This is a genomic window from Streptomyces sp. NPDC107517 (assembly GCF_055582645.1).
Genome location: NZ_JBVJPM010000009.1, coordinates 219,739 through 245,791 on the forward strand (window position 1 = coordinate 219,739; position 26,053 = coordinate 245,791).

Genomic DNA, 26,053 nt, shown 5'->3' on the forward strand with positions numbered 1-26,053 from the left:
GGAACTGCTCACCGGGGGAGTGCGGCCGCGAAACGCGAGGTCAGCGCGGTGGGTGCGGTGATCGCGGTGCCGACGACGAGGCTGTGGGCGCCCCGCGCGAGCGCCAGCGCGGCCTCTTCGGGGGTGCTGATACGGCCTTCGGCGACGACCGGGACGTCCACCGCGGCCGAGAGCGCGGCGACCAGTTCGAGGTCGGGGCCGTCCTGGCGGGGGGAGCCGGGAATGTAGCCGGACAGCGTCGTGGACACGAGGTCGGCGCCGGCGGCGGCTGCGGCGACGCCCTCGTCGAGGGTCGCCACATCGGCCATCACCAAGGCCCCGGCGGTGTGCACCGCGGCCACGATGTCGGCGAACGTGCCGCCGTCGGGCCGGAGGCGCGCGGTCGCGTCGGCCGCGACGATGTGGGCGCCCGCCTCGGCGACGGCCAGGGCGTGGCGGACGGTCGGCGTGATGTAGACGCCCCTGTCGCCGTCCTTCCACAGTCCGATGAGCGGCAGGTCGACGGCGGCGGAGATCGCGGCGACGACCTCGGGTTCGTTGGCCCGGATCCCGGCCGCCCCGCCGGCCGCGGCGGCCCGCGCCAGCCGCACGAGGGTGTCGGTGTCACGCATGGGATCGCCGGGCGGCGCCTGACAGGAGACGATCAGCCGGCCCTTGAGCAGGTCGGCGACGGGGGACGAGGGCGCGGGGTCGTTCATCGAGGTCTCCAGGGAGGGGTGTTCAGGACTGCGGTGGCGCGTGCAGCGGCACCTGGGAGGGCAGACGCGCGGCGCCGACGACGGCGGAGTCGGCCCCGAAGAGGGGCCTGGAGGGCCGGAGCCGAGCCAGCGGCCGCATGAGTTCGGCGGCGAACGCCTCGGTCAGCGCGTCCCAGTAGAGCGGCCCGATGTGCGGCACTCCGCCGCCGACGACGACCCGGTCCGGCCCGATCGTGTTCGCGAGACCGCCAAGGACCCGGCCCGCGGCGACCGCGCCCGTCACGATGGCGCGCACGGCGGGCTCCTCACCCGAGGCGGCCCGCTCGGCCACGGTCTCCAGGCGTTCCACGGGCCGGCCCGTGAGTCGCCGGTACAGCGCGGCGATCCCGGGCCCCGAGGCGACGGCTTCGAGGTGTCCCGTGCCGCCGCAGGTGCACGGCAGCCCCGCCGCTTCCGGACTCGGCACATGGCCGAGGTGGCCCGCGATGCCCGCGGTTCCGTGCACCATGCGCCCTCCGACGGCCACCGCGCCGCCGACACCGGTGCCGATCGCCGCGTAGACGAGTGACGCGCCCGTGCCGGCGGCGGCCAGTTCGGGGGCCGCCGTCGCGCGTACGTCGTTGTCGCACGCCACCGGGAGTCCCGTACGGGCGGCCAGACCGGCGGCGAGCGCCGTGCCCGCCCAGCCGCGGATCGAGTCGGTGGCGCTGGTGACGGTGCCCGTCACCGGGTCGATCACCCCGGCCGCGGCGACCCCGAGGACGCCGGGGCCGGCGCCGCCGTCGACCGAACGGGCCGCGTCGGCGAGCGCGTCGAGCACGGCCTCGGGTCCGTCGGCCGCGGGCGTGGCCCGCGTGTGCCGGGCGAGGACCGTGCCGTCCGGGGCGACGAGCGCGGCGGCGATCTTCGTGCCTCCGAGGTCGAGGCCGATCGCCGGACTCGTGACCGTCATCGGACCGGCGTGAGCCCGGCGGCCCGCAGGTGCCGCGCGACCTCGGCGACGGACTCCGCGCCGAGCTGGATCTGCGGGAACGCCGTGTCGCCGCACTCGATGACCCCGAGCAGTCGCAGCGCCGCCTTGAACGAACCGAGTGCGGACGAGCTGCGCCCCATGTCGGCCTCGGGGCCGACGTCGACCATGCCGAACAGCGCGACGAGACGCTCCTGCTCCTTGGCGGCGAGCGCCCAGTCGCCGGCCAGCGCGGCGTCGTAGAGGCGCACATATCCGGCGGGATCGACGTTGCCGATCCCGGGCACGACGCCGTCCGCGCCCGCCAGCAGGGCGCAGTCCACGGTGAGCTCGGATCCGGTCAGGACGGAGAAGTGCTGGGCGGGCCCGTCAGTGCGGCCGTCGCGGCCGCCCAGCTCGACGATGAGCCGGCGCAGCCCGCCCTCGTCGCCGCTGCTGTCCTTCAGGCCGGCGAGCGTGCCGTCCTCGGCGAGCTCCCGCACCAGTGACGCGGGGAGCTTGCTGTGGACGGCTACCGGGATGTCGTACGCGAACAGCGGCAGGTCCACGCTCGCGCGCAGGGTGCGGAAGTGGCCCGCGATCTCCTTGGGGTGGGTGCGCGTGTAGAAGGGCGCGGTGGCGACCAGGGCGTCGGCGCCGAGCTCGGCGGCCACGCGCGCGTGGGCGATGACGCGCGCCGTCGTCGTGTCGATGACACCGGCGAGCACGGGAACCCGGCCCGCCGCCGCCTCCACGACGGTCCGCAGGGTGACGGCACGCTGCTCGTCGGTCAGATAGGCGACCTCGCTGGTCGAGCCGAGGGCGAACAGTCCGTGCACGCCGCCCGCGACGAGGTGCTCGACGAGACGGGCGAGGGACGCGGTGTCCACCTGGCCCGTCGCGTCGAGGGGGGTGCAGACGGGCGGGACGACTCCGCGAAGGGGTGCGTTCAGGGGCATGGCGGCGCTCCGGGTTCTCTTCGGTTCAGAGGGGGTAGGGCGTCAGACATAAGACGTCCTACGTCCTGCGCCACCTTAAGTCGCACCCCGCGGGGGTGGTCAAGGGGTAGAGGTCACATTCCCGCGACGGTCACCCGGTCGCAGGGATTGTGTGGTCACGCGCGTGTCACCACGCCGCCCGCATCCGCCGTCCAGCCAGTCCAGGGCGAACGCGGCGTACGTCATGTACTGGCAGTCGCCGCGCTCGCACAGCAGGCCCACGCGTCCGTCCGGCAGCCGGGGCAGGGGGAGCAGGCGGCCGTGTCGGGGCCGACGACCTTCTTCACGGGCCATGTCCTGCCGTTGTCGCAGGACATCCCTGGAATCCGTCTCCCCGGGTGGCGAGGTACTGGGAGGTCAACTGGCCCCGGTGGACCGGATGTCGGCAACCGACGTCAGATGTCCGTACGAAAGAGAGGGCAGCCGACGTCAGATGCCTGATTCTGGTTGAGGGAACTGGGGGCGCCGCAGGGCACGGTCAAGAGCGCGTGCGGGCCTCGGAGATGCGTCGCCGGACCGGCGCGTAGTGCTCGCCGATGGCCTGGACGAACGCCGCCGCGTCGCCCGCGCGGGCCGCCGTCACGATGCTGTGGTGCGCGGCGACGGTCTCCGCCTGCTCGGTGTGCGTGAAGCCGTCGATCTGCGGGGCCACGATGGAGTACACATCCCAGAACGCCATCGAGAGCTGGCCCATCAGGTCATTGCCGAGCGGCGCGACGAGCAGGGCGTGGAACGCGCGGTCGGCGTCGATGAGCCCCTGGCCGTCACCGCCGACGCCGGCGTCGCTCATCCGGGTCACCAGGCGTTCCAGCGCGTCGAGTTGCTCGTCGCTGAGCGACGCGACGATCCGCTCGGCCATGCCGCGCTCGAACAGCTCACGCACGTCGACGAGGTCGGCGAGCACCTGCACGTCGTCGTCGGGGCTCAGCAGCCCGCGGAACGTCAGGCTCTCGACCAGCGCGGACAGACTGAGGTGTCCCACGTACGTGCCGTGGCCGTGCCTGACCTCGACGATGTCGAGCGCGTGCAGGATCTTGACCGCCTCGCGGACGCTGGACCGGCTCGCGCCGAGCGCCTCGCACAACTCCGTCTCGGTGGGCAGCGGATCGCCGGGGTGCAGCCGGTTCTCGAGGATGTACCGCTTGATGCCGTCGGCGACTTCCTGTCGGAGCAGCGGCCGGACCGGCCTGGTACCGGGCATGCGCGGTCTCCCCACCTCTGGACGAACCTGGACCCGCCGACCGGGCCGCTTCCACGCTACCAAGGCGTCGGACATCAGATGTCCTCGGTCGGAGGGGCCGGCACCCCGCCCCTCAGGGTGTCCTGCCGTTCTCGGCTCCCAGGAAAAACGCCCCCTCGGACTCCTGCCGGCCACTGGTCCGGTGCCAGTAGTCCCGCGTCTCGACGGCGAGCCCGTCACCGCGGAAACGCACGAACACGCAGCCCGCCAGCGTCGAGACCTCGCCGCTCTCCTCGGCCACCACCCGGAACTCGGCCACGGCCTGTCCGTCGGGCCCGACCGTCGGAGGCCCGAACCGTACGTCGAGCGGGCGCTCGTCCTCGAACGACCAGCGCAGATAGTCGGCGAGAGCCGCCCGGCCCCGGTGCGGCGCCCTGAACGGCATCGAGCGGTGCTCGCAGTCCTCCGTGTAGAGGGCGAGGAGCGCCGGAACATCGTGCCGCGCCCACCCCCGCTCCCAGGTTTCGACGAACCGCCGTGCCGCGTCAGCTGTGTCCATGTCGGTGCGAACGCGCCCCCGTGGCGCCGTCATTCCTCGGGGCTCGCCGGCTTCTCGCGTTCGCCCTGCTCGACGGCGGGCGTTCCGGGAGCGTTCTGCTGAGCCCGTTCCAGGAAGCGCAGCAGCTCGACCGGGAACGGAAGCACGAGGGTCGAGTTCTTCTCTGCCGCGACGGCCACCACGGTCTGCAGGAGCCTCAGTTGGAGCGCCGCGGGCTGTTCGGACATCTGCGCGGCGGCCTCGGCGAGCTTCTTGGAGGCCTGGAGTTCGGCGTCCGCGTTGATGACGCGGGCGCGCCGCTCACGGTCGGCCTCGGCCTGCCGTGCCATGGACCGCTTCATCGTCTCGGGCAGCGATACGTCCTTGATCTCGACGCGGTCGATCTGTACGCCCCAGCCGATGGCCGGGCTGTCGATCATCAGCTCGAGGCCCTGGTTGAGCTTTTCGCGGTTGGAGAGCAGGTCGTCCAGGTCGCTCTTGCCGATGATCGAGCGCAGAGAGGTCTGGGCCATCTGTGAGACGGCGAACCGGTAGTCCTCGACCTGCACGATCGCGCTCGCGGCGTCGACGACCTTGAAGTAGATGACGGCGTCGACCCGGACGGTGACGTTGTCGCGGGTGATGCCGTCCTGGGCGGGCACCGGCATGGTCACGATCTGCATGTTGACCTTGTACAGCCGGTCGATACCGGGGACGACGGTGGTGAACCCCGGTCCACGGATCGCGCCGTGCAGCCGGCCCAGGCGGAAGACCACGCCTCGCTCGTACTGCTTGACCACGCGGGCCGCAGCGGCGGCGTAGACGGCGCCGAACGAGGCGGCCGCGGCGGCGGCCGTGAGCAGTTCCGCCAGCATGGCGACCCCCTGTCTTCCGAGTCGTCCGGCTCGATGTGCGGAGGCCGGCCCGGGGTACGGAAGCCGGCGACGGTGTTCGTGAGCAGGTCGGTGTGCCTAAATCCACGATATGCCCGAAATCTTCAAATGGGTCAGGGGTGCGGAACGGTCACGGAGCGTGACCGTGTCCGGCCCTCCGATGCGCGGCGAACGGGCCCGTCCCGCGGCCTGCGGGCGACTCGCCCCGGCCCCAACTCCCGTCCGTGCCAGGGCGACGGCTGGGGTAGTGTTACCGCTCCCAGCAGCGCTTCGGCCGAGGAGGTGAGCCCCATTACCGCTGTGTCAGGTCGGGTGCTCCCTTCACAGACCCCCGCGGTCCGCCGGACGTAGGTGGCCGCAGGTCATCGGGAGCCCCATCGGCATCCCGAAAGGTCACGCTTCATACATGTCGGTTCACCCGTCACCCCCGTCACACCACGACCACCCCGCCGCCGTCGCCAGGCTGCGTGCGGCGGGCTGTGTCTTCGCCGAGGAAGAGGCGGACATCCTCCTCTCGACGGCTCGTACCCCGGACGAACTCGCCGCGATGGTCGAGCGCCGCGTGGAGGGCCTGCCCCTCGAACATGTCGTCGGCTGGGCGGAGTTCTGCGGTCTGCGTATCACGCTCGACCCCGGTGTCTTCGTCCCGCGGCGCCGCACCGAGTTCCTCGCCCGCCAGGCGGCCGCCCTCGCGCCCGCCGGGGCCGTCGTCCTCGATCTGTGCTGCGGCAGCGGGGCGGTGGCCGCGGCGCTCGCCACCCACGCCGACCCCGCCGAACTCCACGCCGCCGATCTGGACCCGGCGGCCGTGCGCTGCGCCCACCGGAACGTGTCACCGTTCGGCGGCGAGGTCCACGAGGGCGACCTGTACGCGCCCCTGCCCCCGGGGCTCAGGGGCCGCGTCGACATCTTGGCCGCCAACGGCCCGTACGTTCCCACCGGCGACGTGGCACTGCTCCCGCCCGAGGCCCGCGACCACGAGCGGCGCATGGCGCTCGACGGAGGCGCCGACGGGCTCGACATCATGCGCCGCGTCGCGGCCGGGGCGCCTCAGTGGCTCGCCCCGGGCGGGCACCTCTTCGTGGAGACCAGCGAACAGCAGGCAGACGAGGCCGTCGCCGCGGTTGTCCGCGGCGGTCTGTCGGCCCGGGTCGTGACGGACGACGACCTGTACGCCACCGTGGTCATCGGCACGAAGCCGGGTGCGGCGAGGGAAGGGTAGCGAGCGTGCGCGGCGGCGTGGGGACGTGGTGCTCCGCGTCCCGCTCCTACCCCGCCCGGCTCGGGGCCCGGCGCGTGCGTGTCCAGGCGAGGAGTTCGTCGGCCGGCCAGGTGTTCACCACGCGGTCGGCCGGTACCTCGCACTCCTCGGCGCGGGCGCAGCCGAGGTGCTGCCAGTCCAGCTGGCCCGGTGCGTGCGCGTCCGTGTCGACGGAGAACAGCGTGCCCGCCGCCACGGCCTCGCGCAGGAGCCGACGCGGCGGGTCGAGGCGTTCGGGGCGGCTGTTGATCTCGACCGCGGTGCCGGACTCCGCGCACGCCGCGAACACGGCTTTCGCGTCGAACTGCGACTCGGGGCGGCCCCGTCCGACCTTGTTCCGTCCCGTCACGAGCCGTCCCGTGCAGTGTCCGAGCACGTCGGCGAGCGGGTTCGTCACGGCGGCCACCATTCGGCGCGTCATCGCGGGCGCGTCCATGCGCAGCTTGGAGTGGACCGACACGACGACCAGGTCGAGCCGGTCGAGGAGTTCGGGCTCCTGGTCGAGGGAGCCGTCGGCGAGGATGTCGCACTCGATGCCGGTGAGCAGCCGGAAGGGTGCCCAGCGCTCGTTCAACTCCGCCACTACGGCCAGCTGTTCACGTAACCGTTCCGGCGACAGGCCGCGTGCCACCGTCAGGCGGGGAGAGTGGTCGGTCAGCACCGCCCACTCGTGACCGAGGGCGATCGCGGCTCGGCCCATCTCCTCGACGGTGCTGCCGCCGTCCGACCAGTCGGAGTGCAGATGGCAGTCGCCGCGCAGCAATGCGCGCAGCCGCTCACCGCCCTCGGCGAGCGGCGCCGCCGCGCCCTCGCTCTCCAGGCCCGCCAGATAGGCCGGCACCTCGCCGGCCAGCGCCTCCCGCACCACCTGCGCCGTCTTGGGCCCGACCCCCTTCAGCGATTCGAGCGTCCCGGCCGCGGCGCGCTCGGCCACCTCCCCCTCGGGCAGCGCGCCGAGCACCTGGGCGGCGGTGCGGAAGGCTCCGGCGCGATACGGGGGCGCCAGCGTGCGCTCCAGGAGAAAGGCGACCCGCTCCAGCGCCTCGACGGGTTCCATGGCCATGCCCTTCGCCACCTCCCGCTCCCGCGTCGCGTACCGCTTGCCTCCAGCGTGGCTCAGCCCCGCGCGCGTCGCGACACGCGAGTCCGGGGAGACGGAGCCACGGAGGGGAATGTCCGTCGCTTACGCCGCATGCTCCGGCGTACGGACGAGCCGGTCGCCGGACACCCGGGACCACCACACGCCCTCCCCGCGCGTCAGACCCGGCAGAGCGAGCTCGGCCTCTCTGACCTTGCGGGCCGGGAGCGTGCCCGTGACCAGCCAGGACGTGGTGCCGCCCGTCGTGCTGCCGAACTCGGCCTCCGCGGCGGAGAGCAGGGCCGTCACGGCGGCGAGCGCTTCCAGCGGGATCTCCGCCTCGAACGCGTGCACAGGCTCGTGCACCGTCGTCCCGGCCCGCTCCAGCGCGCGCCGCAGTACGAGCCGTGTCAGCCCCCGGAAGTCCCCGGCGACACTGACCGGTGACGAGAACCCGGAGCGGACGAGGGTGACCCGGCAGTCCGTCACGGGCCAACCGCGAGGCCCCTCGCCGAGGGTCGTGTGGACCGTGTCCTCGATGGCCTGGTGGAAGGCGCGGGGCAGCGCGCCCAGCTCCGTCTCGTACGCGAAGACCCGCCCGGAACCCCGTGGGCCCGGCTCCACGCGCAGCCCGACGGTCGCGCAGCATCCCGTCTCGCGGTGGTTCGTCATGTCCTCGTGCACCTCGACGGTGTCTGCGGGACGCTCGACGCAGCGGATGCGGCTCGGCTCGAAGGCGGCCTCGATGCCGTAGTCCTGGGCGAGGGTCGCGGCCAGGACCTCCTTCTGCACCTCGCCGTAGAGCAGCAGGGCCGTGTTCCCGTCGGGCGCGGCCTCCGCGTGGATGAGCGGATCCTGTCCCGCGATGTCGAGGAGCGCGGTCCGAAGCGCCGCCGAGCGGCCGGGCCGCACGGCGCGTACGAGGGTCTCCAATGTGGGCGGCGCGAAGCCCGGCGCCCGGTCAAGTCCGTCGCGTGGGCCGAGCCGGTCGCCGACCCGGACGTCCGGCACGCCCCGCAGCTCACCGATGTTCCCGGCCGTGAGCGTGTGGGTCGTTCGGCCCACCACGTCGAGGCCGGTGGCGCGTCCGGGGATCTCGGTGACAGTGCCGTCGGACGCGTCCCGGAGGAAGGTCACACGTTGACGCTCTGCCACTTCTCCCTCGTACAGGCGGAGATAGGCCAACCGCTCGCCGGCCGGGCCGCGTCGGACGGCGAAGACGGTGCCGCGCGGTGCGGCTCCGGGGGTCCGTGCGGCGGGGCGGGAAGGGATGGACCGGGGGATCTCCTCGATGAGCCGGGCGACGCCCTGACCGCCGAGGGCCGAGCCGAACAGGACGGGGTGCACGGAGCCGTCCGCGGTGCGTGCCGCGAGAACCCGGCGCAGTTCGGCGGCGGTCGGTTCGGGGCCGTCGACGAGACCTGCGAGCACCGAGTCGTCGACCTCGGCGAGCGCTTCCGCGACAGCGGCCCGTACAGCCGGTTCGTCGAGGCTTCGCGGGACCGTCCGGGCCTGCGGGCTGCCCGCGTCGTGGACCGTCGTGAGGGGGACGACGTGCGGGGTCAGACGGCGGCGGACCTCGTCGAGCAGCGCCTCGTCCCGCGCGCCCGCCCGGTCGATCTTGTTCACGAAGACGAGGGTGGGCAGCCGCAGTCGGCGCAGGGTCTTGAGGAGGACCCGCGTCTGGGCCTGGACGCCCTCCACGGCGGACAGCAGGAGCACGGCGCCGTCGAGGACTTCGAGGGCGCGCTCGACCTCGGCGATGAAGTCGGAGTGCCCAGGGGTGTCGATCAGGTTGATCTGGACGTCGTCGACGGTGAACGCGGCGACGGCCGAGCGGATCGTGATGCCGCGCTGCCGCTCGATCTCGCCGGTGTCGGTGCGGGTGTCGCCCGCGTCGACGCTGCCGAGGCGGGTGATCGCGCCGGTGTCGAAGAGGAGGCGCTCGGTGAGGCTGGTCTTACCGGCGTCGACGTGGGCGAGAATGCCGATGTTCAGAGTGTGCCGCGTGGGCTGGGAAGGCATGGAAGGTCGAGTCCTCGAAAGAGTTCGTCCGGTCAGGGCGCTGAACTGCTTCGAAGGAATGACGCATTCCGTGCTCCAGGGCTGTCGGGGGCGTGGCCCGACCATGATGCGGGGCCACCGGCAGGTCCGCGCAACTCATTTTCCGTGGCCCGGCGCTCGCGGTGCCCGCCGGCTCTCGCGCGTGGGGTCAGCCGGCGAAGCGCCGCACGTACCGCCTCTGCCAGGGTGTCTCCACCGCTCGCGCGTCGTAAGTCCGGCGCACGAACTCCACCGCGTGGTCGGCCGGTACGCCGTCCAGGACGGCCAGGCAGGCCAGTGCCGTCCCGGTCCGCCCGTGGCCCCCGCCGCACGCGAATTCGACCCGCTCCCCGGCGGCCCGACCCCACGCGTCCGCGAACACCTTCCGGGCCTCGTCGCGGCTGCTCGGCAGCCAGAAGTCGGGCCACCGCAGCCACCGCGACTCCCACGGGACGCCGGGCGGCCGACGGCCGAGGAGATGCACCGCGTAGGAGGGCGAGGGGCCCTGCGGGAGCGGGCGGAGCAGCCCGCGCCCGCGCACCCTCCGTCCGGACGGCAGGAGCAGGACGCCGGGGGCGCCTGCTTCCCACGGGACCCCGGCGCCCGACTCGGACGGGCGCCCGGAACCGGATTCGCTCATCTGCGTTCCCTTCCCTGTGTGAGCAGTTCGTTCGACGGACGGGTGACCACGACTCAGGCGAAGCGAGAGCATCTACGGGAAACCCTCAATCCCGAACCACGGAGGCAGCACGTGGAGTTGACGCCCACGGGACCTCGCGCACTCGTGCCGCTGCTCGCGACCGTACTCGTCGCGCTGCTCGCCGGGACCTGGCCCCTGTCGGGCGCGCTCGTCGAGGCCGCCGGGCCCTGACGGTCGCCACGGGGCGCACCGCGGTGTGCTGCGGCGTCCTCACCGCCTTCGCCGCCGCCCGGTCCTCGGGGCGCGAGCGGATACGCCGGGTAGTCCAACGCCCTTGGCTGGTCCGCTTGTTGGCCCTGCTCGGCTTCGCCGGATACGCCGCGGGCACGCTCCTCGCCATTCCGCGTGTGGGACCTCCCTCACGAATCTCGTCGTCGCCCTCATGCCGTGTGCGGGAGTGGTCATCGGCGCGCTCTGGTTCGGCGAGCGCGCGAGCCGGCGCTCCGTGGCCGGCGCCCTCCTCGCGACAGCGGCGGCCGGCGCATACGCGGCACTCGGCGGCCGCGGCACCCTCGACGCACCGGGCCTGCTCCTGGCGCTCGCCGGGATGCTCGGGTTCGCGGTGTACGGGTTCCTCTACCGGCGTACCCTGGCCGGCCTGCCGCCGACGGCCGTACTGCCGGTGCTCCTCGCCGCCGCCACCGTGATGCTGCTGCCCCTCACTCTGCCCGGGCTCCTCGCGCACCCGCCGTCGCCGGCGCAGTGGGCGGGGATCGCGCTCCTCGGGGGTGCCGTGTACGCCCCCGCCTATCTGGTGCAGCACCGGCTGATCCTGCTCAAGGGGCCCGTGTTCACCGCCGCCGTCCAGCTCGCCGTGCCGTTCACGGTACGGATCGGCGACTGGGTCCTGGCACGGCGTCCGCTCCGGGAGCCACCGAGGCCGCGCTGCTCGCCGCCGCCTGCGCAGGCATCGCCCTCGTCACCCTGGAGCGGCGACGGCCCGGGAGCGGTGTGAGCGCTCCCGGGCCGTCAGTGACTCCCGATTCCGTTGGATCTGCCGACTCTTGCGGGGCGGCGTTGCCTGCTACGTTGCCCGGCCGGCCTTCATCGACAGGCTCGCGCACAAGAGCCCGAGCACGACGATGAGACCACCGATGATCACGTTGTTGAGGATGACTCCCACGTCGGGGCTGGAGCCCACGATCCACGGCGCGATGATCATCCATGCGCCCATGGCGCACATGGCCCAGCTGAGGCCGTACATCCGGGTCGGGGTGACGGCGAACCCGACGGCCAGGACTCCGATCGCGATGCCCATGATCAGGTTATGGGTCGCGAGCTGGGGCTGGGTGGCGCTGTAGTGGACCACCCAGGGAGAGATGGCGCAGTAGAGACCGATCAGGAAGACCGGTGCGTCCATGAGCGCCACATCGCGGCCACCGAGTACGCGCGCGTACCGGTCCCGCATTTCCGAGACATCAGGGTGACTTGAGAGGTCAGGCCTGTGGTGAACGTCGGCCATGAGAATCGACTCCTTAGGGTTTCGAAGTCTGACCGCGTAGCGCGGCGGGCTGCCGCGCACTCTTCATTCTGCGCTTATTCATTCCTTATGTGTACCCGGGGGGAGGATGAGGTGCTTATTGGGGCGAATCGCCGCCTCGGCGAGGTCCGGGATCTCCGCTACGGTCACGCCCGCGCCCTCCAGGATTCCGATGCCGTCGGCGCCTGCCACGAAGGTGTCGGGCTCGCGCCAGGCCGTCACCACGCGCCGCGCGCCCGCGTCGAGGATGAGCCGGGCGCAGGTCCTGGGCCGTGACGCGCGCCGGGCGCACGGTTCGAGGCTGCTGTAGACGGTGGCGGTCCCCAGCCGGGGGTCCGCCGGATCGATCTTGGCGAGCGCCGCCTCCTCGGCGTGCACGACCGGGTCACCACCCTCGCGTGAGTGCCCACGCGCCAGCTCCGTGCCGTCACTCGCGACGATCACCGCGCCGACGCTGAACGCCGTTTCCGAGGGCGGGCAGTCGGCGGCGAGGGCACAGGCGAGGGCGAGCCAGTGCCGGTCGGCCGCGGTGGGGGAGTCATCGGTGCCGGGCGCGCAGGGCGCGTACCGCATCAGGACCACGTCGCCGACCGGGCGGGTCTCCAGGAGTCGCATCCGGTGCCGGCTGCCGCCGGGATACGCGCCGGGGCCGAAGAGCCGGGGCGCCTCCGGTTCGCCCACGACGAGCGGCGCCACGGCCAGTTGCACCTCGTCGGCCAGACCGCTCTGGAGCAGCTGAGTGTGGACCCGGGCGCCCCCCTCCACCATCAGGCGCCGCACACCGTGCGCCGAGGCCAGGTCGTCGAGCAGCCTGGCCCAGTCGACGGTGGTCCCGAGGGCGATCACCTCGGCGAGCGCGCCGAGCCGCTCCCGCGCCAGGAGCGCCCCGGCGTCGGTGGTGTACACGACCTTGTCGCCGCCCGTCGTCCAGAACGGGTCTCCCGCGTCCAGTTCGCCCGACGCGGTCACCGCCACCTTCAGCGGATACGCGGGCATCCCGGCGGCCACCCGGTCGGCGCGCCGCTGCGCCGACTTGACCAGGAGCCGGGGCCGGTCGGCCCGCAGGGTGCCCGCCCCCACGAGGATCGCGTCGCACGACGCGCGCACCGCGTCGACCCGGTCGAAGTCCTCGGCGTTGGACAGGAGCAGGCGCTCGGGCCCCGCGTCGTCCAGGCAGCCGTCGAGCGAGACAGCGGCGGACAGCAGGACGTACGGGCGGGACGGCTGGGACATGGCGGCTCCGGGTCCGGTGGCGAGAGCTGTGTTGCTTCAACCTTCGAACACTATCCGGCACTATCCGGGACCCGCCGCGGCCGAGGCGGTCGTCATCACCGCCGCATCGACCGCAGGTCTCTTGTATTCCTTGACCAGAATATAACCAGCGGGGCATATTGGAGTCATGCCCGCACCCGCCGTCTGGACCGCGCTCGCCGACCCGCACCGTCGCGCCATCGTCGCGCTGCTGCTGGAGCGTCCGCGGCCCGTCGGTGAGATCGTCGAGGCGTGCGGCCTGAGCCAGCCCAGCACCTCGAAGCACCTGCGGGTACTGCGCGAGGCGGGCCTGGTCGACGTCGAGCAGGAAGCCCAGCGACGCGTCTACCGGCTCCGGCCGGGACCGGTCGCCGAGCTCGACGCCTGGCTCGAGCCGTACCGGCGCCTGTGGAACGACCGCCTCGACGCACTCGGGCGCCGCCTCGACGCCCACGCCCCCGAGGACGACGAACCAGCGAAGGACTGAAGGCCATGACCACCCCGCACCCCGGACCCACCGGCAGCTACGCCCCGCTCGACGACGGCCGCCCCGCCGTCCGCTTCACCCGTACGTACGACCACGCGATCGAGCGGGTCTGGCGATACGTCACCGATCCCGCCGAACTCGAGCATTGGTTCCCCTCGCAGGTCGAGATCGAGCTGCGCGCAGGCGGAGTGATCCGATTCCACGGCGACCCGAACATGCCGGAGTCGACCGGCCGTGTCCTCGCCGTGGACGCCCCGCGCCACCTCTCCTTCAGCTGGGGCGGCGACGAACTCCGCTTCGACCTGGAGGCGCTCGACGCCGGCCGCACCCGCTTCACCCTGACCAATGTCCTGGAGGCCGCCGACACCGCGGCCCGCAACGCCGCGGGCTGGGAGGTCTGCCTCACCGCCCTCGACGCGGCCGACCGGGGCGAGAGCCTCGACGGCCCGCACGCGGGCACCCTCGCCCCGTGGAAGGCCCACTACGACGCCTACGTCGAGGCCGGACTGCCTTCGGGGGCGCCGGTCCCGGGCATGGACGAGGCGTGACGTCATCGCCTACGGAGAGCCGTCAGCCGTCAGCCGTCAGCCGTCAGCCGTCGGGTGCCGTGGCCCGCGGTGGCCACACCCCGGGCATCAGCACGCCCGACGCGTAGGCGCGCGCGACCAGTTCCGTACGGTTCGTCGCGCCCCACCGGCGGGTCAGGCGCCGCAGATGGTAGTTGACGCCGTCGGTGGTCAGGCCCGTTTCGCGGGCCGCCTGTGTCGTGGTCGCGCCGGCGGCGAGCAGTTCCAGGATGCGTGACTCGGCCGAGCCGGCCGTCGCCCGCGGCCGGTCGGGCAGCGCGGCCGGGCGTTCGCCGACGAACCGCAGCATGACGAGCAGATCCGGCGTCCGCTCGACGGTGTCGCTGACCGGATCCACCGTCAGCTCGCCCTCCCGCAGTGCCCCGTCCGGCGTCTCCCACGTGACCGAGACCTGGTAGCGGGAGCGCCGCCGCAGCCGCAGCGCCTCGGCGATCCGGTGGAGCTGCGACTCGTCCCGCGGGCGGAACAGGTGCAGGATGTCCCGGCCCTTCAGACGGCCGGGAGTGGTGTCGCACTCCGCGGCCATCGCCGCGTTCGCCAGCATGATCGTCCCGCGGGGTCCGCACACCGCGACGGGCATCGGGATCCGGTCGAAGAGCAGCATCGCGCGATTGCGCCACAGCACGCCGTCCATCGCGCACCCCTTTCCCCTGTCACGTCCGGTGCCGTGACCGTCACCGTCCGGACCCGTGTCCGGTCCGGCGCCCTGTCGCGTCCCGGCCCATGGCACGTCCGCCCCGCGAGCGCAAGCACGGATCGCCGCAGGCCACTACACAATCATGTAGTGCACAGGACCGGCCCGGTGGGGCCGTGGGACCAAGCTGGACAGGCACCGAACTCCGTACCGCGAAAGGCAGTTGCCGCCCCATGCCCGACTCCGCGCTGCTCCCGCCGGCCCCCACCGACGGCCTTCCGCTCATCGACATCTCCGCCACGGGTCCGGGACCCGCGCCGCTCCAGCAGGCCATGGAACTGATGCGCCGCCACGGCCCCGCACTCGTGCGCAGGCTGTACGGCCGCGACGCCCTCTTCGTCAGCGACCTCGACCTCGTCACCGAACTCGCCGACGAGACCCGCTTCGCCAAGCACGTCGGCCCGGCCCTGGAGAACGTCCGCAACTTCACGGCCGACGGCCTCTTCACCGCGTACAACGACGAACCGAACTGGGCCCGCGCCCACGACATCCTCATGCCCGCGTTCGCCCTGGGCTCCATGCGGACCTACCACCCCGTGATGTACCAGGTGTCCCGCCGCCTCATCGAGTCCTGGGACCGCGCCGCGCGCTCGGGCAGCCCCGTGGACGTGCCGGGCGACATGACGCGGATGACCCTCGACACCATCGGACTCGCGGGCTTCGGCTACGACTTCGGGTCCTTCGAGGGCTCCGAGCCGCACCCCTTCGTGGAGGCCATGGTCCGCTGCCTCGAATGGTCGATGAAGCGGCTCGCCCGCACGCCCGGAGCCGACCACTCGGCCGCCGACGCCGCTTTCAAGGCCGACTCGGACTATCTGGCGCAGGTGGTCGACGACGTCATCGCGGCGCGCACCGACGCGCCCGAAGGCGACGACCTGCTCGGCCTGATGCTCACCGCCCGCCACCCCGACGGCAGCGCGCTCGACGCGGCGAACATCCGCAATCAGGTGATCACCTTCCTCATCGCGGGCCACGAGACCACCTCCGGCGCGATGTCCTTCGCCCTGTACTACCTGGCCAAGCACCCGGCCGTGCTCGACCTCGTACGCCGTGAGGCCGACGCCCTGTTCGGGGACGCGGCCGACCCCGCGCCCACCTTCGACGAGGTCGGCCGGCTCACGTACACGCGGCAGGTACTGAACGAGGCGCTGCGCCTGTGGCCGACCGCGGCCGCGTTCAGCCGTCACGCGCGTGAGGACACGCTGCTCGGCGGACGCATCCCGCTGCGTGCCGGGCAGGCGGTCACCGTCCTCGCGCCGATGCTGCACCGGCAGTCCGTGTGGGGCGACAATCCGGAGCTGTTCGACCCCTCCCGTTTCACGCCCGAGGCGGAGGCCGCGCGCTCGCCGCACGCCTTCAAGCCGTTCGGCACCGGTGAACGTGCCTGCATCGGGCGGCAGTTCGCGCTCCACGAGGCGACGATGCTGCTCGCTCTCCTGGTGCACCGCTACCGGCTCGTCGACCACGCCGACTACGAGCTCACGGTCAAGGAGACGCTGACGCTCAAGCCCGAGGGCTTCACCCTCACGCTCGTCCCGCGCACCTCCGCCGACCGGAACCACCCGGCCCTGCCGGGCCGCGCGCCCGCGGAGGAGCGGACCGCAGCGCCGGACACCCTGCCCGCCCGGGTGCGGCCCGGCACCGGGGTCCTGTTCCTGCACGGCAGCAATTACGGGACCTGCCGCGGCCTCGCCGAGCAGCTCGCCGACGACGTCGCCGCGCTGGGCTGCGACACGGCCGTCGCGCCCCTCGACACCCATGCGGGAGCCCTGCCCACCGACCGCCCCGTCGTCGTGGTCGCGGCCTCCTACAACGGCCGGCCCACCGACGACGCGGCCGAGTTCGCCGGCTGGCTCGACGGTGCGCAGGACGGCGCCGCGAACGACGTCACCTACGCGGTCCTCGGCGTGGGCGACCGCAACTGGGCCGCCACCTACCAGCACGTACCGACGCGCATCGACGAACGGCTCGACGCGCTCGGTGGCACCCGTCTGTGCGAGCGCGCCGCAGCCGACGCCTCCGGCGACCTCAACGCCACCGTCCGCACATTCACGACCGGGCTGCGCGCCGCGCTCCTCACGCAGTACGGCGACCCCGACGCGGCTCCGGCCGATGCCGCGGAGCCCGAGGACGTGTACGAGATCCGGGAGATCGGCGGGGGGCCGCTCGACGCCGCGGCAGCCCGGCACGGGCTCGTCCCGTTCACCGTCACCGAGGCAAGCTCCCTCACCGCGCCCGACCACCCGCGCACCAAGCGCTTCGTGCGTCTCGCGCTGCCCGAGGGCGTCACGTACCGCACGGGGGACCATCTCGCGGTGCTGCCGGCCCAGGATCCCGCGCTCGTCGAGCGGACGGCCGCCGCCTTCGGTGTCGGCCTGGACACGGTCCTCGACATCAGGGCCCGGCGCCCGCGCCGCGACGGACTCGCGCTCGACCGCCCGCTGACCGTCCGTGAACTCCTCACACTCCACGTCGAGTTGGGGCATGTTCCCACCCCGGCCCAGGTGGCGCAGCTCGCCGAGGCGAACCCCTGCCCTCCCGAGAGGGCGGCGCTCGCGGCCCTCGCCGACGACCCGCGCACGCTCGTCGAACTCGTGGAGGACCACCCCGCGCTGCGCGGCGCGCTGACCTGGCCGCAGCTCCTCGACCTGCTGCCTGCGCTGAAGCCCCGGCACTACTCGATCTCGTCGAGCGCCGAGCGGAGCCCCACGCACGCCGACCTCATGGTGTCCGTCCTCGACGCCCCGGCCCGCTCGGGCCGCGGCCGGTTCCGCGGCACCGGATCGGCGTACCTGGCCGGGCTGCGACCCGGTGACACGGTGCTCGCGCGCGTCCAGCCGTGCCGCGAGGTCTTCCGCGTCCCGAACGACGCAGAGACCCCGGTCGTCATGATCGCCGCGGGGACGGGCCTCGCCCCGTTCCGCGGCGCCATCGCCGACCGCGGCGCGCTGCTGGCCGCCGGCACCCCGCTCGCGCCCGCCCTGTGCTACTTCGGCTGCGACCACCCCCGAGGTGACTTCCTGCACGCCGACGAACTGCGCGCCGCCGAGGCCGCGGGCGCCGTCTCTCTGCGCCCCGTCTTCAGCGAGGCGCCCGAGGCGGGCCATGCCTTCGTCCAGCACCGGGTGGCCGCCGAGGCAGACGAACTGTGGGCGCTGCTCGGGGCCGGGGCGCGGGTCTACGTCTGCGGTGACGGGGCCCGGATGGCGCCCGGCGTGCGCGACGCGTTCCGCGCCCTGTTCCGGGACCGCACGCCGGGAGCCGACGAGGCGGAGGCCGAGCGCTGGCTGGCCGGTCTGATCGCGGACGGACTGTACGTGGAGGACGTCTACGCGGGCTGAGCACTGGGCGCACAGGGCGCCGCGCCCCGGCGGCAGCGTACGGCCGACGCCGCGCGCTGCCGCCGGGGCGGACCGGGCTCAGGAAAGGACCAGCTCAGGGCTGTACATGTCGAGCCAGAGCGCGAGGTCCAGCGTGCGTTCGAGCCCGCGCCGGGACGCCTGCTCGGTCTGCGGAACGTCCCGGTGCGCGGCCCGTGCCACCCGCTCCCGGTCGACCAGGTCGAACACCCGGTGCGACGGCCGGGCGAGCAGATCCTTCGCGTGGTTCTGGAGTGCCACGGCGTACTTCGGGTCCTGCGTCGACGGATACGGGCTCTTCACCCGGTCGTACACCGATTTCGGCAGGACGTCCGCGGTCGCCTCGCGCAGCAGGCTCTTCTCCCGGCCGTCGAACGACTTCAGCGACCAGGGCGTGTTGTACACGTACTCGACGAGCCGGTGGTCGCAGAACGGGACGCGCACCTCCAGTCCGACGGCCATGCTCATGCGGTCCTTGCGGTCGAGCAGAACTCGCACAAAACGGGTCAGGTGCAGATGGCACATCCTGCGCATCCGGTACTCGAAGTCGCTCTCGCCGTCCAGGCGTTGGATGCCGCGCACGGCGCCCGCGTAGCTTTGGCGGACGTATCCGTCCAGGTCGAGGGCGCCGGCCAGGTCGCCGCGCAGGACGTCGGAGTCGTCGCCGAAGTGCCGGGACATCTGCACCAGCCACGGGTACGTGTCGGCGTTGCGCGCCTCCTCGTCGAAGAACTGGAGATAGCCGCCGAACACCTCGTCGGCGGACTCGCCCGACAGGGCGACCGTCGACTGCTCCCTGATCGCCCGGAACAGCAGATAGAGCGACGTGTCCATGTCGCCGAAGCCCGCGGGGATGTCGCGGGCGCGGATCACCCGGGCGCGGACCTCGGGGTCGGCCAGGTCGTTCGAGTCGAGGACGATGTCGCGGTGGTCGGTGCCGGCGGCCTCCGCCACGTCGTGCACGTAGGGGGTGTCGGGTGTGCCGCGCATTTCGTCGGCGACGAAGTTCTCCGTCTGGCCGACGAAGTCCACGGCGAAGCTGCGTACGGTCTCGCCCTGTTCACCGAGCTGCCGCGCGGCGATCGCCGTCATGGCGGACGAGTCGAGGCCGCCGGACAGCAGGGTGCAGCGCGGCACGTCGGAGACGAGCTGGCGCCGCACGATGTCGTCGAGGAGCGAGCGCACGGTCGCGATCGACGTCTCGCGGTCGTCGGTGTGCGGGCGGGTCTCCAGCGTCCAGTACGCCCGCTGCCGCAGTCCGACGCGGTCGACGGTCACGACGGTGCCCGGCTCCACCTCGTGCATTCCGTCCCAGACGGCGTGACCCGGCGTCTTCACGAAGGTGAACAGCTCCCGCAGACCGTCGAGCGTCACCCGCGGCTTCGCGAGCGGATTGGCGAGGATCGCCTTGGGCTCGGACCCGAACAGGACGCCGTCCGCAGTCTCGTAGAAATAGAACGGCTTGATGCCCATGCGGTCCCTGATCATCACGAGCTTGTTCGCGCGGCCGTCCCAGACGGCGAACGCGTACATGCCGTTGAGGCGCTCGGCCAGCGCCTCGCCCCACTGCAGGTAGCCGCGGAGCACGACCTCGGTGTCGGAGTCGGTGGTGAACCTGTGGCCGTGTTCGGTCAGTTCGCGGCGGAGTTCCGTGTAGTTGTACGTCTCGCCGGAGTACACGAGCGCGACGGTGCCGCTCGGCGTCTCGGCGGTCATCGGCTGACGCCCGCCCGGCAGGTCGATGATCGCGAGCCTGCGGTGGCCGAGCGCCGCGGGCCCCTCGGCCCATGTGCCGCGGTCGTCCGGGCCGCGGCACTCCATCGTCTGCGTCATCGCATCCAATGTGTCGGCCGAAGCGCGCAGGTCGCGATCGAAGGAGACCCAGCCGGTGATGCCACACATACGTTCCTCCTGCATGCCGTTCTGGCGCCGAACCAGTTGTATCCAGCACCTATATGTCGAGCGTGTGACATGGCGCTGTGTACGGTCAACGCGCCGGTAACGCGGTGGAGGCCGGTGACCCGACGGTTTCGGCCGCTCTTTGCTTGACAGGGTGGAACGGTCCCCATCGCAAATTGCGGCGGCGCGCCGGTCATTGCCGGAATGCGGGCGGGCCGGGCGGGCGGGATCCGGCCAAGGGCAAAAACTTGATCAACCCCGGGCCGGACGCCGCGGTCCTCGGGCGCGTTCAGGCGGGCTTGAGCAGGAGGTACGCGGCCCTGAGCGCCAGCACCCTCGGGTTGCGCAGGATCTCGCGGTAGATCGCGCGTGGGGTGGGCGGCGCCTCGGCCGGGGGGCCTGCCGCAGGGCTGTGTGGTGCCGGGCCCCGCGCCGCGAGGCGTGCTCGCGGCGCGGCTGCCCTCTGTGCCGGGGTGGTCGGTCAGGCCGTCGCGGCCAGGGACTCGTCGAACGTGGCTGCGGCGAGGCCGAAGGAGAGCGTCATGCCGATGCCCGAGGTGACCGAGATGGCCCGTACGCCGGGTGCCATGTCGCGGACCAGGAGGGGGCCGCTGCCGCTGCTCGCGTAGACGCCCTGCCAGCGCTCCTTCACCTGGAGATCGCCCGTGCCGAGGACCTCGGCCGCCGAGTCGAGCAGCAGCTGTGCCGTCGGCTCGTCCTCGAAGGGGATCGCGGTCCGCCCGTAGGCGTGGGAGTCGCCGACAAGGACGCTGCCGTCGGGCAGCCGGGTGAACATGACATTCGCGACGACGTCGAGCAGCTCGGGGCTGTGGCCGATGACCTCCTCGCGCAGCCTCGGCCCCGACGGCATGGCCGTGAAGGCGTCGTAGCGCAGCATGGACGTGGCGGTCAGGATCGCCGCGTCCGTGCGGAAGGCGCCGGGCGCCGCGACGCGCGCCATGGTGAGGCGGCAGCGCTCGATGCCGTGCTCCTCCGCCGCCGTGGGGTACAGGCGGTCCAGGTCGTGACCCACGCAGACGAGGATCCGGTCGCCGTGGACCGGGCCGCGGCCGGTGTGGACCGTGCCCTCCTCGACGCCGTTCACGTTCGTGCCCCACACCACCGTGACGTTGGGCTGTATGGACAGCCATGCGGCCAGGTCCGGGGCTGCCTCGCGGGGGTTGACCCGCAGGTCGTCGGGGAGGAAGGCGCCGCCGATGATGTCGCCGGCGTCGGCACCCCGGCCGAGTTCGCCCGCGACCTCCTCGCGGGTCCGCAGCCGGACGGTGTCCGCGCCGCGCTCCTCGCGCAGCTCCTCCAGGACCGCCAGCTCCGCCTCCGACCGCGCCACCACGAGCGCGCCGGCCTCCTTGGCCCACAGTCCCGAGCTCTTGGCGGCCTCCAGCCATCCGGCCCGCGAGCGGTAGGCGAGTTCCAGCAGGTCCCCGCGCTGCGCCGTGATGCAGCAGTGCCCGAAGTTGCGTACCGAAGCCCCTACGGGCTGCCAGTCCCGCTCGATGACCGTGACGGTCAGCCCGCGCCGGGCGGCCTCGAAGGCGTGGGCGAGGCCGACGACCCCGGCGCCGACGATGACCAGGTCGCTGCGACCGCTGGGCAGGTCGGCGGCGGGCGAAGGGGTGGAGGGGGACGCTGTTGCGATGCTCATGGAGTGCAGCGTGCGAGGCCATGGGCGCAGGGGGCAAGACTTGTGTGTACAAGTTTTCCGTCTGTTTACCTTTCGTGCCCCTGGGTGGGGACGGGGACCCCGAATCGTCACCCGACGTCCCCGCACTGGCCATGTGCGGGCCTTGAGGGGAGGCGGGTCGAGCTGCCATAGTCATCTTGTGAAGACAAGTAAGGGAGTGCCGCTCCACGAGAAGCTCGGCGCCGAGTTCCTGCGGCGTATCGAGTCCGGTGAGTGGCCGGAGGGCGAGCCGGTACCGAGCGAATCCCAGCTCTGCGAAGAGTTCGGGACCTCCCGCGGGCCGGTCAGGCAGGCCTTGTCGATACTGCGGTCCGACGGGCATCTCGTCGGCGGCCGGGGCAAGCCGCCCGTCGCCCGCCGAGCCGCCCCGTCGCAGCCTTTCGCGTCGCTCATGTCGTTCACGCAGTGGGCCAGGTCCATCGGCCGCGAACCGGGGCAGCTGACCGTCGAGGTCGCCCGCCGCCGGGCCTCCCCGGAGGCCGCCGCACGGCTCGGCCTCGACGAGGGCGAGCCCGTGGTCGACCTGGTCCGGCTGCGTCACCTGGACGGTGTGCCGGTCATGGTCGAGCGCTCCACGTTCGTCCTCCACGTCGGCCGGCACCTGTTCGACATGGACCCCGACGCGGGCTCGATCTACGAGGCGCTGTGCGCGCGCGATGTCGACCTCCACCACGCCCGCCACACCATCGACGCCATCGCCGCCGACCCGCAGGACGCGTCGCTCCTCGGCATCGAGCCGCGCGAACCCCTGTTGCGCGTAAGGCGGTTGGCGTTCTCGCGGGACGACGTGCCCCTGGAGTACGCCGACGACCGCTATCTGCCCGCACTCGCGAACTTCACCATCGAGAACACCGCCGAGGGACGCACCGTCGTCGGCCGGTACCGCACTGACGAGGAGAACCCCAGTGATTGAACTCGCCGTCTTCGACATGGCAGGCACGACGATCGAGGAACACGGCGCGGTGTACGAGGCGCTGCGCCACGCCGTCGAATCGACCGGCGTGACCGTCGACGCGCAGGACCTCCAGACCTGGATGGGCACCGACAAGCGCGAGGCCATCGACGCCCTGGTCCGCCTCGGCGGCGGCACCCCCGACGCGGAGCTCGTCGAGCGGCAGTACGGGGTCTTCCGCCTGTTCCTGAAGCAGCGCTACGCAGACGTCCCGCCGCAGCCCATAGCCCAGGCCGACAAGGCCCTCGCCGAACTGCGCGCCCGGGGCGTCAAGGTCGCCCTGACCACCGGATTCAGCGACGACGTCGCCCTGCCGCTGCTCGCGTCGCTCGGCTGGTCCACGGGCGAGGGCGGCAACCTCGACGCGGTCGTCACCGCCGACGAGGTCGTCCGCGGCCGCCCCGCCCCGTACATGATCCACCGGGCGATGGAGAAGACCGGCGTCGTGGACGTCCGCAAGGTGCTCGTCGCGGGTGACACCGCGGTCGACCTCCAGGCGGGTCACCACGCGGGCGCGGGCGTCGTCGTCGGTGTCCTCACCGGCCAGCTTCCGCGCACGGAGCTCGAACTGCACCCGCACACCTACGTGCTGGACAGTGTCGCCGAGGTGCCGGGCCTCGCGGAGGCGACGGCCGCGGAGTAGCCGTACGCCCGGTACCGGTAGGGCGTGAAGACGTGGGCGGCAGTGCTCGGGCAGGAGCCCCGCGCACTGCCGCCCACGTTCCGTCAGTCCTCCGCGAGGGCCGCGTCCACGATCGACTGCGCCTCCGTCTGCACCTGGGCCAGGTGGTCGGGGCCGCGGAACGACTCGGCGTAGATCTTGTACACGTCCTCCGTGCCGCTCGGCCGTGCGGCGAACCAGGCGTTCTCCGTGGTGACCTTCACGCCGCCGATCGCGGCCCCGTTGCCCGGCGCGTGGCTGAGCCTCCCGGTGATGGGCTCGCCCGCGAGGGTGTCCGCGGTGATCGCGTCGCCGCTGAGCTCGGCGAGCCGTGCCTTCTGCTGCTTGGTCGCCTTCGCGTCCACGCGGGCGTACGAGGACGAGCCGTGCTCCGCGGCGAGTTCGGCGTAGTACCGCGACGGGCTCTTGCCGGTCACCGCGGTGATCTCGGCCGCGAGCAGCGCGAGAAGAATGCCGTCCTTGTCGGTCGTCCACACACTGCCGTCCTTGCGCACGAAGCTCGCGCCCGCGCTCTCCTCGCCGCCGAAGGCGACCGACCCGTCGACGAGCCCCGGCACGAACCACTTGAACCCGACCGGGACTTCGAGCAGCTCGCGGCCGAGCGAGGCGACGATCCGGTCGATGACGGCGCTCGACACCAGCGTCTTCCCGATCGCGGCATCGGATCGCCAGCCCGTGCGGTGCGTGGCCAGGTAGTGGATCGCGACGGCGAGATAGTGGTTCGGGTTCATGAGGCCGGCGTCCGGCGTGACGATGCCGTGCCGGTCGGCGTCCGCGTCGTTCCCCGTGAGCAGGTCGTAGTCGTGCCGCTTCGCGAGGACGGACGCCATCGCGGGGGCCGACGAGGGATCCATCCGGATCTTGCCGTCCCAGTCGAGCGTCATGAACCGCCAGGTCGGATCCACCTCGGGGTTGACCACCGTCAGGTCGAGTCCGTACATCTCGGCGATCCGTGCCCAGTAGTGCACACTCGCCCCGCCCAGCGGGTCCGCGCCGATGCGCAGCCCGGACGCCCGGATGGCCTCGGTGTCGATGACCGTGCTCAGCTCCTCGACGTACCGCTCACGGAAGTCGTACGTCTCGGCAGCCACGTCCTTCGTGGTGCGCACGTCGCGGTTGCCGTCGGCGAGCAGCTCGTTGGCGCGGCGCGCGATCCAGGAGGTCGCCGTGGAGTCGGCGGGGCCGCCGTGCGGCGGGTTGTACTTGAAGCCGCCGTCGCGCGGCGGATTGTGGCTCGGCGTGATGACGATGCCGTCCGCCTGCCCGAGCTCGTCGGACGCGGTGCTGTTCCAGCGCAGGATGGCGTGGCTGAGCGCCGGGGTCGGCACATAGCTGTCGTGGACGTCGGCGAAGACACGCACGCCGTTCGCCGCGAGGACGCCGAGGGCCGTGTCCAGCGCGGGGCGCGAGAGGGCGTGGGTGTCGGGTCCGATGAACAGCGGGCCCGTGATGCCCTCGGCCGTGCGGTACTCGACGATGGCCTGCGTGATCGCCGCGATGTGCCGTTCGTTGAACGCGCCGTCCAGGCTGGAGCCCCGGTGCCCGCTCGTGCCGAAGACGACGCGCTGCTCGGGGCGGTCCACATCGGGGACCTTGGTGAAGTACGCGTCGACGAGTTCGCCGACGTCGACGAGATCCTCCGGCCTGGCCTGGGTTCCTGCGCGCTCAGTCATAGGGGCAGTCTCCCATCCGGGCCCCGGGCGACGCATGACGGCAGGGGTGTCCCGGAGCACCACCCACGCTCCGGGACACCTCCGCGGCCGATGAGCCGTCAGGACTCCTGCTTCGATCGCTCCTTGACGATCGCGGCCAGCATCTGCGTGATGTGTGCCTCGGAGGCGGCCTTGTCGATGCCGGACTCGGCGAGGGTGCCCGAGCCGTTCTCCTGCTCCAGGAGGGCCAGCAGGATGTGCTCCGTACCGATGTAGTTGTGCCCCAGGCGCAGTGCCTCACGGAAGGTCAGCTCCAGGGCCTTCTTCGCGTTCGCGTCGAACTTGACGAGGCCGGGCACGTCGGAGACGGCCGGCGGCAGCGTGGCCGTCGCGTTCTGCCGCACGGTGTCCAGGAGTACGCCCTGGGCCCGGATGGCCTGCGCGGCGAGCCCGTCGGGCTCCGCGAGCAGGCCGAGCACCAGGTGTTCGGGCCGGATCTCGTCGTTGCCGGCGGCCTGGGCCTCGTTCTGCGCGGACATCACGACGTTGCGTGCCCGCGGGGTGTAGCGGGCGAAGCCCGCGCTGGGATCGATCTCGCCGGCCTCGCCGGAGGCCTTGGGCACGAACCGCTTCTGGGCGGCCTGCCGGGTGACCCCCATGCTCCTGCCGATGTCGGTCCAGGACGCCCCGGAGCGGCGTGCCTGGTCCACGAAGTGGCCGATCAGATGGTCCGCGACATCGCCGAGGTGATCCGCGGCGATCACGGCGTCGGAGAGCTGGTCGAGCGCGTCGGTGTGGACCTTCTTGATGGCGTCGATCAGGTCGTCGAGGCGTACGGGTGTGGTCATGCCTACTGGTTTCGCGGAATCCGTCATGTGACAACCGTAGGTTGACAGTATGGGAGTGTCAACCGTTAGTTGACAGTCGCTGAAGGTGCCCCCGCGCACGCCGTAGGCTGCGGACTGCA

23 protein-coding genes are annotated in these 26,053 nt (G+C 72.4%); 7 read left to right on the forward strand and 16 right to left on the reverse strand.

The window, feature by feature from the left end; translation table 11 throughout:
• Positions 1-8 precede the first annotated feature (8 nt).
• The 6 genes from ACZ67T_RS22200 to ACZ67T_RS22225 all read right to left on the reverse strand — a co-directional run bounded on the left by ACZ67T_RS22200 (position 9) and on the right by ACZ67T_RS22225 (position 5,238).
• Positions 9-698: an N-acetylmannosamine-6-phosphate 2-epimerase gene (locus ACZ67T_RS22200; protein ID WP_469986230.1), complete on the reverse strand. Its 690-nt coding sequence runs from the start codon at positions 696-698 to the stop codon at positions 9-11.
• A gap of 22 nt (positions 699-720) precedes the next feature.
• A complete protein-coding gene (locus ACZ67T_RS22205) occupies positions 721-1,650 on the reverse strand; it encodes an ROK family protein (RefSeq protein ID WP_469986232.1) in 930 nt (309 codons plus the stop codon).
• Positions 1,647-2,606: a dihydrodipicolinate synthase family protein gene (locus tag ACZ67T_RS22210; protein ID WP_469986233.1), complete on the reverse strand. Its 960-nt coding sequence runs from the start codon at positions 2,604-2,606 to the stop codon at positions 1,647-1,649. Before ACZ67T_RS22210 ends, ACZ67T_RS22205 begins: the two co-directional genes overlap by 4 nt.
• Positions 2,607-3,123: 517 nt before the next feature.
• Positions 3,124-3,846 carry a FadR/GntR family transcriptional regulator gene (locus tag ACZ67T_RS22215; RefSeq protein WP_469986235.1) on the reverse strand — a complete coding sequence of 241 codons (723 nt, stop codon included), beginning with the start codon at positions 3,844-3,846 and terminating at the stop codon, positions 3,124-3,126.
• A gap of 112 nt (positions 3,847-3,958) precedes the next feature.
• Positions 3,959-4,384, reverse strand: a complete 426-nt coding sequence (locus ACZ67T_RS22220; protein ID WP_469986236.1) for a nuclear transport factor 2 family protein — start codon at positions 4,382-4,384, stop codon at positions 3,959-3,961.
• Positions 4,385-4,413: 29 nt separating this feature from the next.
• Positions 4,414-5,238: a slipin family protein gene (locus tag ACZ67T_RS22225; RefSeq protein ID WP_469986238.1), complete on the reverse strand. Its 825-nt coding sequence runs from the start codon at positions 5,236-5,238 to the stop codon at positions 4,414-4,416.
• Positions 5,239-5,662: 424 nt separating this feature from the next.
• Here ACZ67T_RS22225 and ACZ67T_RS22230 point away from each other — a divergent pair, with 424 nt between their 5' ends.
• A complete protein-coding gene (locus tag ACZ67T_RS22230) occupies positions 5,663-6,478 on the forward strand; it encodes a putative protein N(5)-glutamine methyltransferase (protein ID WP_469986240.1) in 816 nt (271 codons plus the stop codon).
• A gap of 46 nt (positions 6,479-6,524) precedes the next feature.
• On the opposite strand, the gene ACZ67T_RS22235 is transcribed toward ACZ67T_RS22230, so the two are convergent.
• The 3 genes from ACZ67T_RS22235 to ACZ67T_RS22245 form a co-directional block, all read right to left on the reverse strand.
• Positions 6,525-7,574, reverse strand: coding sequence for a PHP domain-containing protein (locus ACZ67T_RS22235; RefSeq protein WP_469986416.1), 1,050 nt, complete (start codon positions 7,572-7,574; stop codon positions 6,525-6,527).
• A gap of 126 nt (positions 7,575-7,700) precedes the next feature.
• Positions 7,701-9,620, reverse strand: a complete 1,920-nt coding sequence (otr(A), locus tag ACZ67T_RS22240; protein WP_469986241.1) for a tetracycline resistance ribosomal protection protein Otr(A) — start codon at positions 9,618-9,620, stop codon at positions 7,701-7,703.
• 187 nt (positions 9,621-9,807) lie between these two features.
• Positions 9,808-10,278: a protein-tyrosine phosphatase family protein gene (locus ACZ67T_RS22245; protein ID WP_469986242.1), complete on the reverse strand. Its 471-nt coding sequence runs from the start codon at positions 10,276-10,278 to the stop codon at positions 9,808-9,810.
• 442 nt (positions 10,279-10,720) lie between these two features.
• Here ACZ67T_RS22245 and ACZ67T_RS22250 point away from each other — a divergent pair, with 442 nt between their 5' ends.
• Positions 10,721-11,293, forward strand: a complete 573-nt coding sequence (locus ACZ67T_RS22250; RefSeq protein ID WP_469986244.1) for a hypothetical protein — start codon at positions 10,721-10,723, stop codon at positions 11,291-11,293.
• 69 nt (positions 11,294-11,362) lie between these two features.
• Here the strand turns inward: ACZ67T_RS22250 and ACZ67T_RS22255 are convergent, their stop codons facing one another.
• Positions 11,363-11,800, reverse strand: coding sequence for an SPW repeat protein (locus ACZ67T_RS22255; protein ID WP_469986246.1), 438 nt, complete (start codon positions 11,798-11,800; stop codon positions 11,363-11,365).
• Positions 11,801-11,878: 78 nt separating this feature from the next.
• Positions 11,879-13,051 (reverse strand): dihydrofolate reductase family protein, encoded by a 1,173-nt coding sequence (locus ACZ67T_RS22260; RefSeq protein WP_469986248.1) that lies wholly within the window; start codon positions 13,049-13,051, stop codon positions 11,879-11,881.
• 166 nt (positions 13,052-13,217) lie between these two features.
• On the opposite strand from ACZ67T_RS22260, the gene ACZ67T_RS22265 reads away from it, so the two are divergent.
• Positions 13,218-13,556, forward strand: a complete 339-nt coding sequence (locus ACZ67T_RS22265; protein WP_100593211.1) for an ArsR/SmtB family transcription factor — start codon at positions 13,218-13,220, stop codon at positions 13,554-13,556.
• Positions 13,557-13,561: 5 nt separating this feature from the next.
• Positions 13,562-14,104 (forward strand): SRPBCC family protein, encoded by a 543-nt coding sequence (locus ACZ67T_RS22270; RefSeq protein ID WP_469986249.1) that lies wholly within the window; start codon positions 13,562-13,564, stop codon positions 14,102-14,104.
• A gap of 43 nt (positions 14,105-14,147) precedes the next feature.
• On the opposite strand, the gene ACZ67T_RS22275 is transcribed toward ACZ67T_RS22270, so the two are convergent.
• Complete coding sequence (locus ACZ67T_RS22275) at positions 14,148-14,777, reverse strand: LuxR C-terminal-related transcriptional regulator (RefSeq protein ID WP_469986250.1); 630 nt, start codon at positions 14,775-14,777, stop codon at positions 14,148-14,150.
• A 233-nt stretch (positions 14,778-15,010) separates the two neighbouring features.
• Between ACZ67T_RS22275 and ACZ67T_RS22280 the strand changes: the two genes are divergently transcribed.
• Entirely contained in the window at positions 15,011-18,178 is a 3,168-nt protein-coding gene (locus tag ACZ67T_RS22280) for a bifunctional cytochrome P450/NADPH--P450 reductase (protein ID WP_469986251.1), read from the forward strand.
• A 78-nt stretch (positions 18,179-18,256) separates the two neighbouring features.
• Here the strand turns inward: ACZ67T_RS22280 and asnB are convergent, their stop codons facing one another.
• Both asnB and ACZ67T_RS22290 read right to left on the reverse strand, forming a co-directional pair.
• Positions 18,257-20,098, reverse strand: a complete 1,842-nt coding sequence (gene asnB, locus ACZ67T_RS22285) for an asparagine synthase (glutamine-hydrolyzing) (protein ID WP_469986253.1) — start codon at positions 20,096-20,098, stop codon at positions 18,257-18,259.
• A gap of 478 nt (positions 20,099-20,576) precedes the next feature.
• A complete protein-coding gene (locus ACZ67T_RS22290) occupies positions 20,577-21,761 on the reverse strand; it encodes a TIGR03364 family FAD-dependent oxidoreductase (protein ID WP_469986255.1) in 1,185 nt (394 codons plus the stop codon).
• A 178-nt stretch (positions 21,762-21,939) separates the two neighbouring features.
• Here ACZ67T_RS22290 and ACZ67T_RS22295 point away from each other — a divergent pair, with 178 nt between their 5' ends.
• Both ACZ67T_RS22295 and ACZ67T_RS22300 read left to right on the forward strand, forming a co-directional pair.
• Positions 21,940-22,713 carry a GntR family transcriptional regulator gene (locus ACZ67T_RS22295; protein WP_469986257.1) on the forward strand — a complete coding sequence of 258 codons (774 nt, stop codon included), beginning with the start codon at positions 21,940-21,942 and terminating at the stop codon, positions 22,711-22,713.
• A complete protein-coding gene (locus ACZ67T_RS22300; RefSeq protein ID WP_469986259.1) occupies positions 22,706-23,395 on the forward strand; it encodes a phosphonatase-like hydrolase in 690 nt (229 codons plus the stop codon). Before ACZ67T_RS22295 ends, ACZ67T_RS22300 begins: the two co-directional genes overlap by 8 nt.
• 83 nt (positions 23,396-23,478) lie before the next feature.
• Here the strand turns inward: ACZ67T_RS22300 and pgm are convergent, their stop codons facing one another.
• The gene (gene pgm / locus ACZ67T_RS22305) at positions 23,479-25,107 is read right to left on the reverse strand and encodes a phosphoglucomutase (alpha-D-glucose-1,6-bisphosphate-dependent) (protein ID WP_469986261.1); all 1,629 of its coding nucleotides are present in this window, start codon (positions 25,105-25,107) and stop codon (positions 23,479-23,481) included.
• 98 nt (positions 25,108-25,205) lie between these two features.
• Positions 25,206-25,934, reverse strand: a complete 729-nt coding sequence (locus ACZ67T_RS22310; RefSeq protein ID WP_469986263.1) for a Clp protease N-terminal domain-containing protein — start codon at positions 25,932-25,934, stop codon at positions 25,206-25,208.
• Between the last annotated feature and the right edge of the window lie 119 nt (positions 25,935-26,053).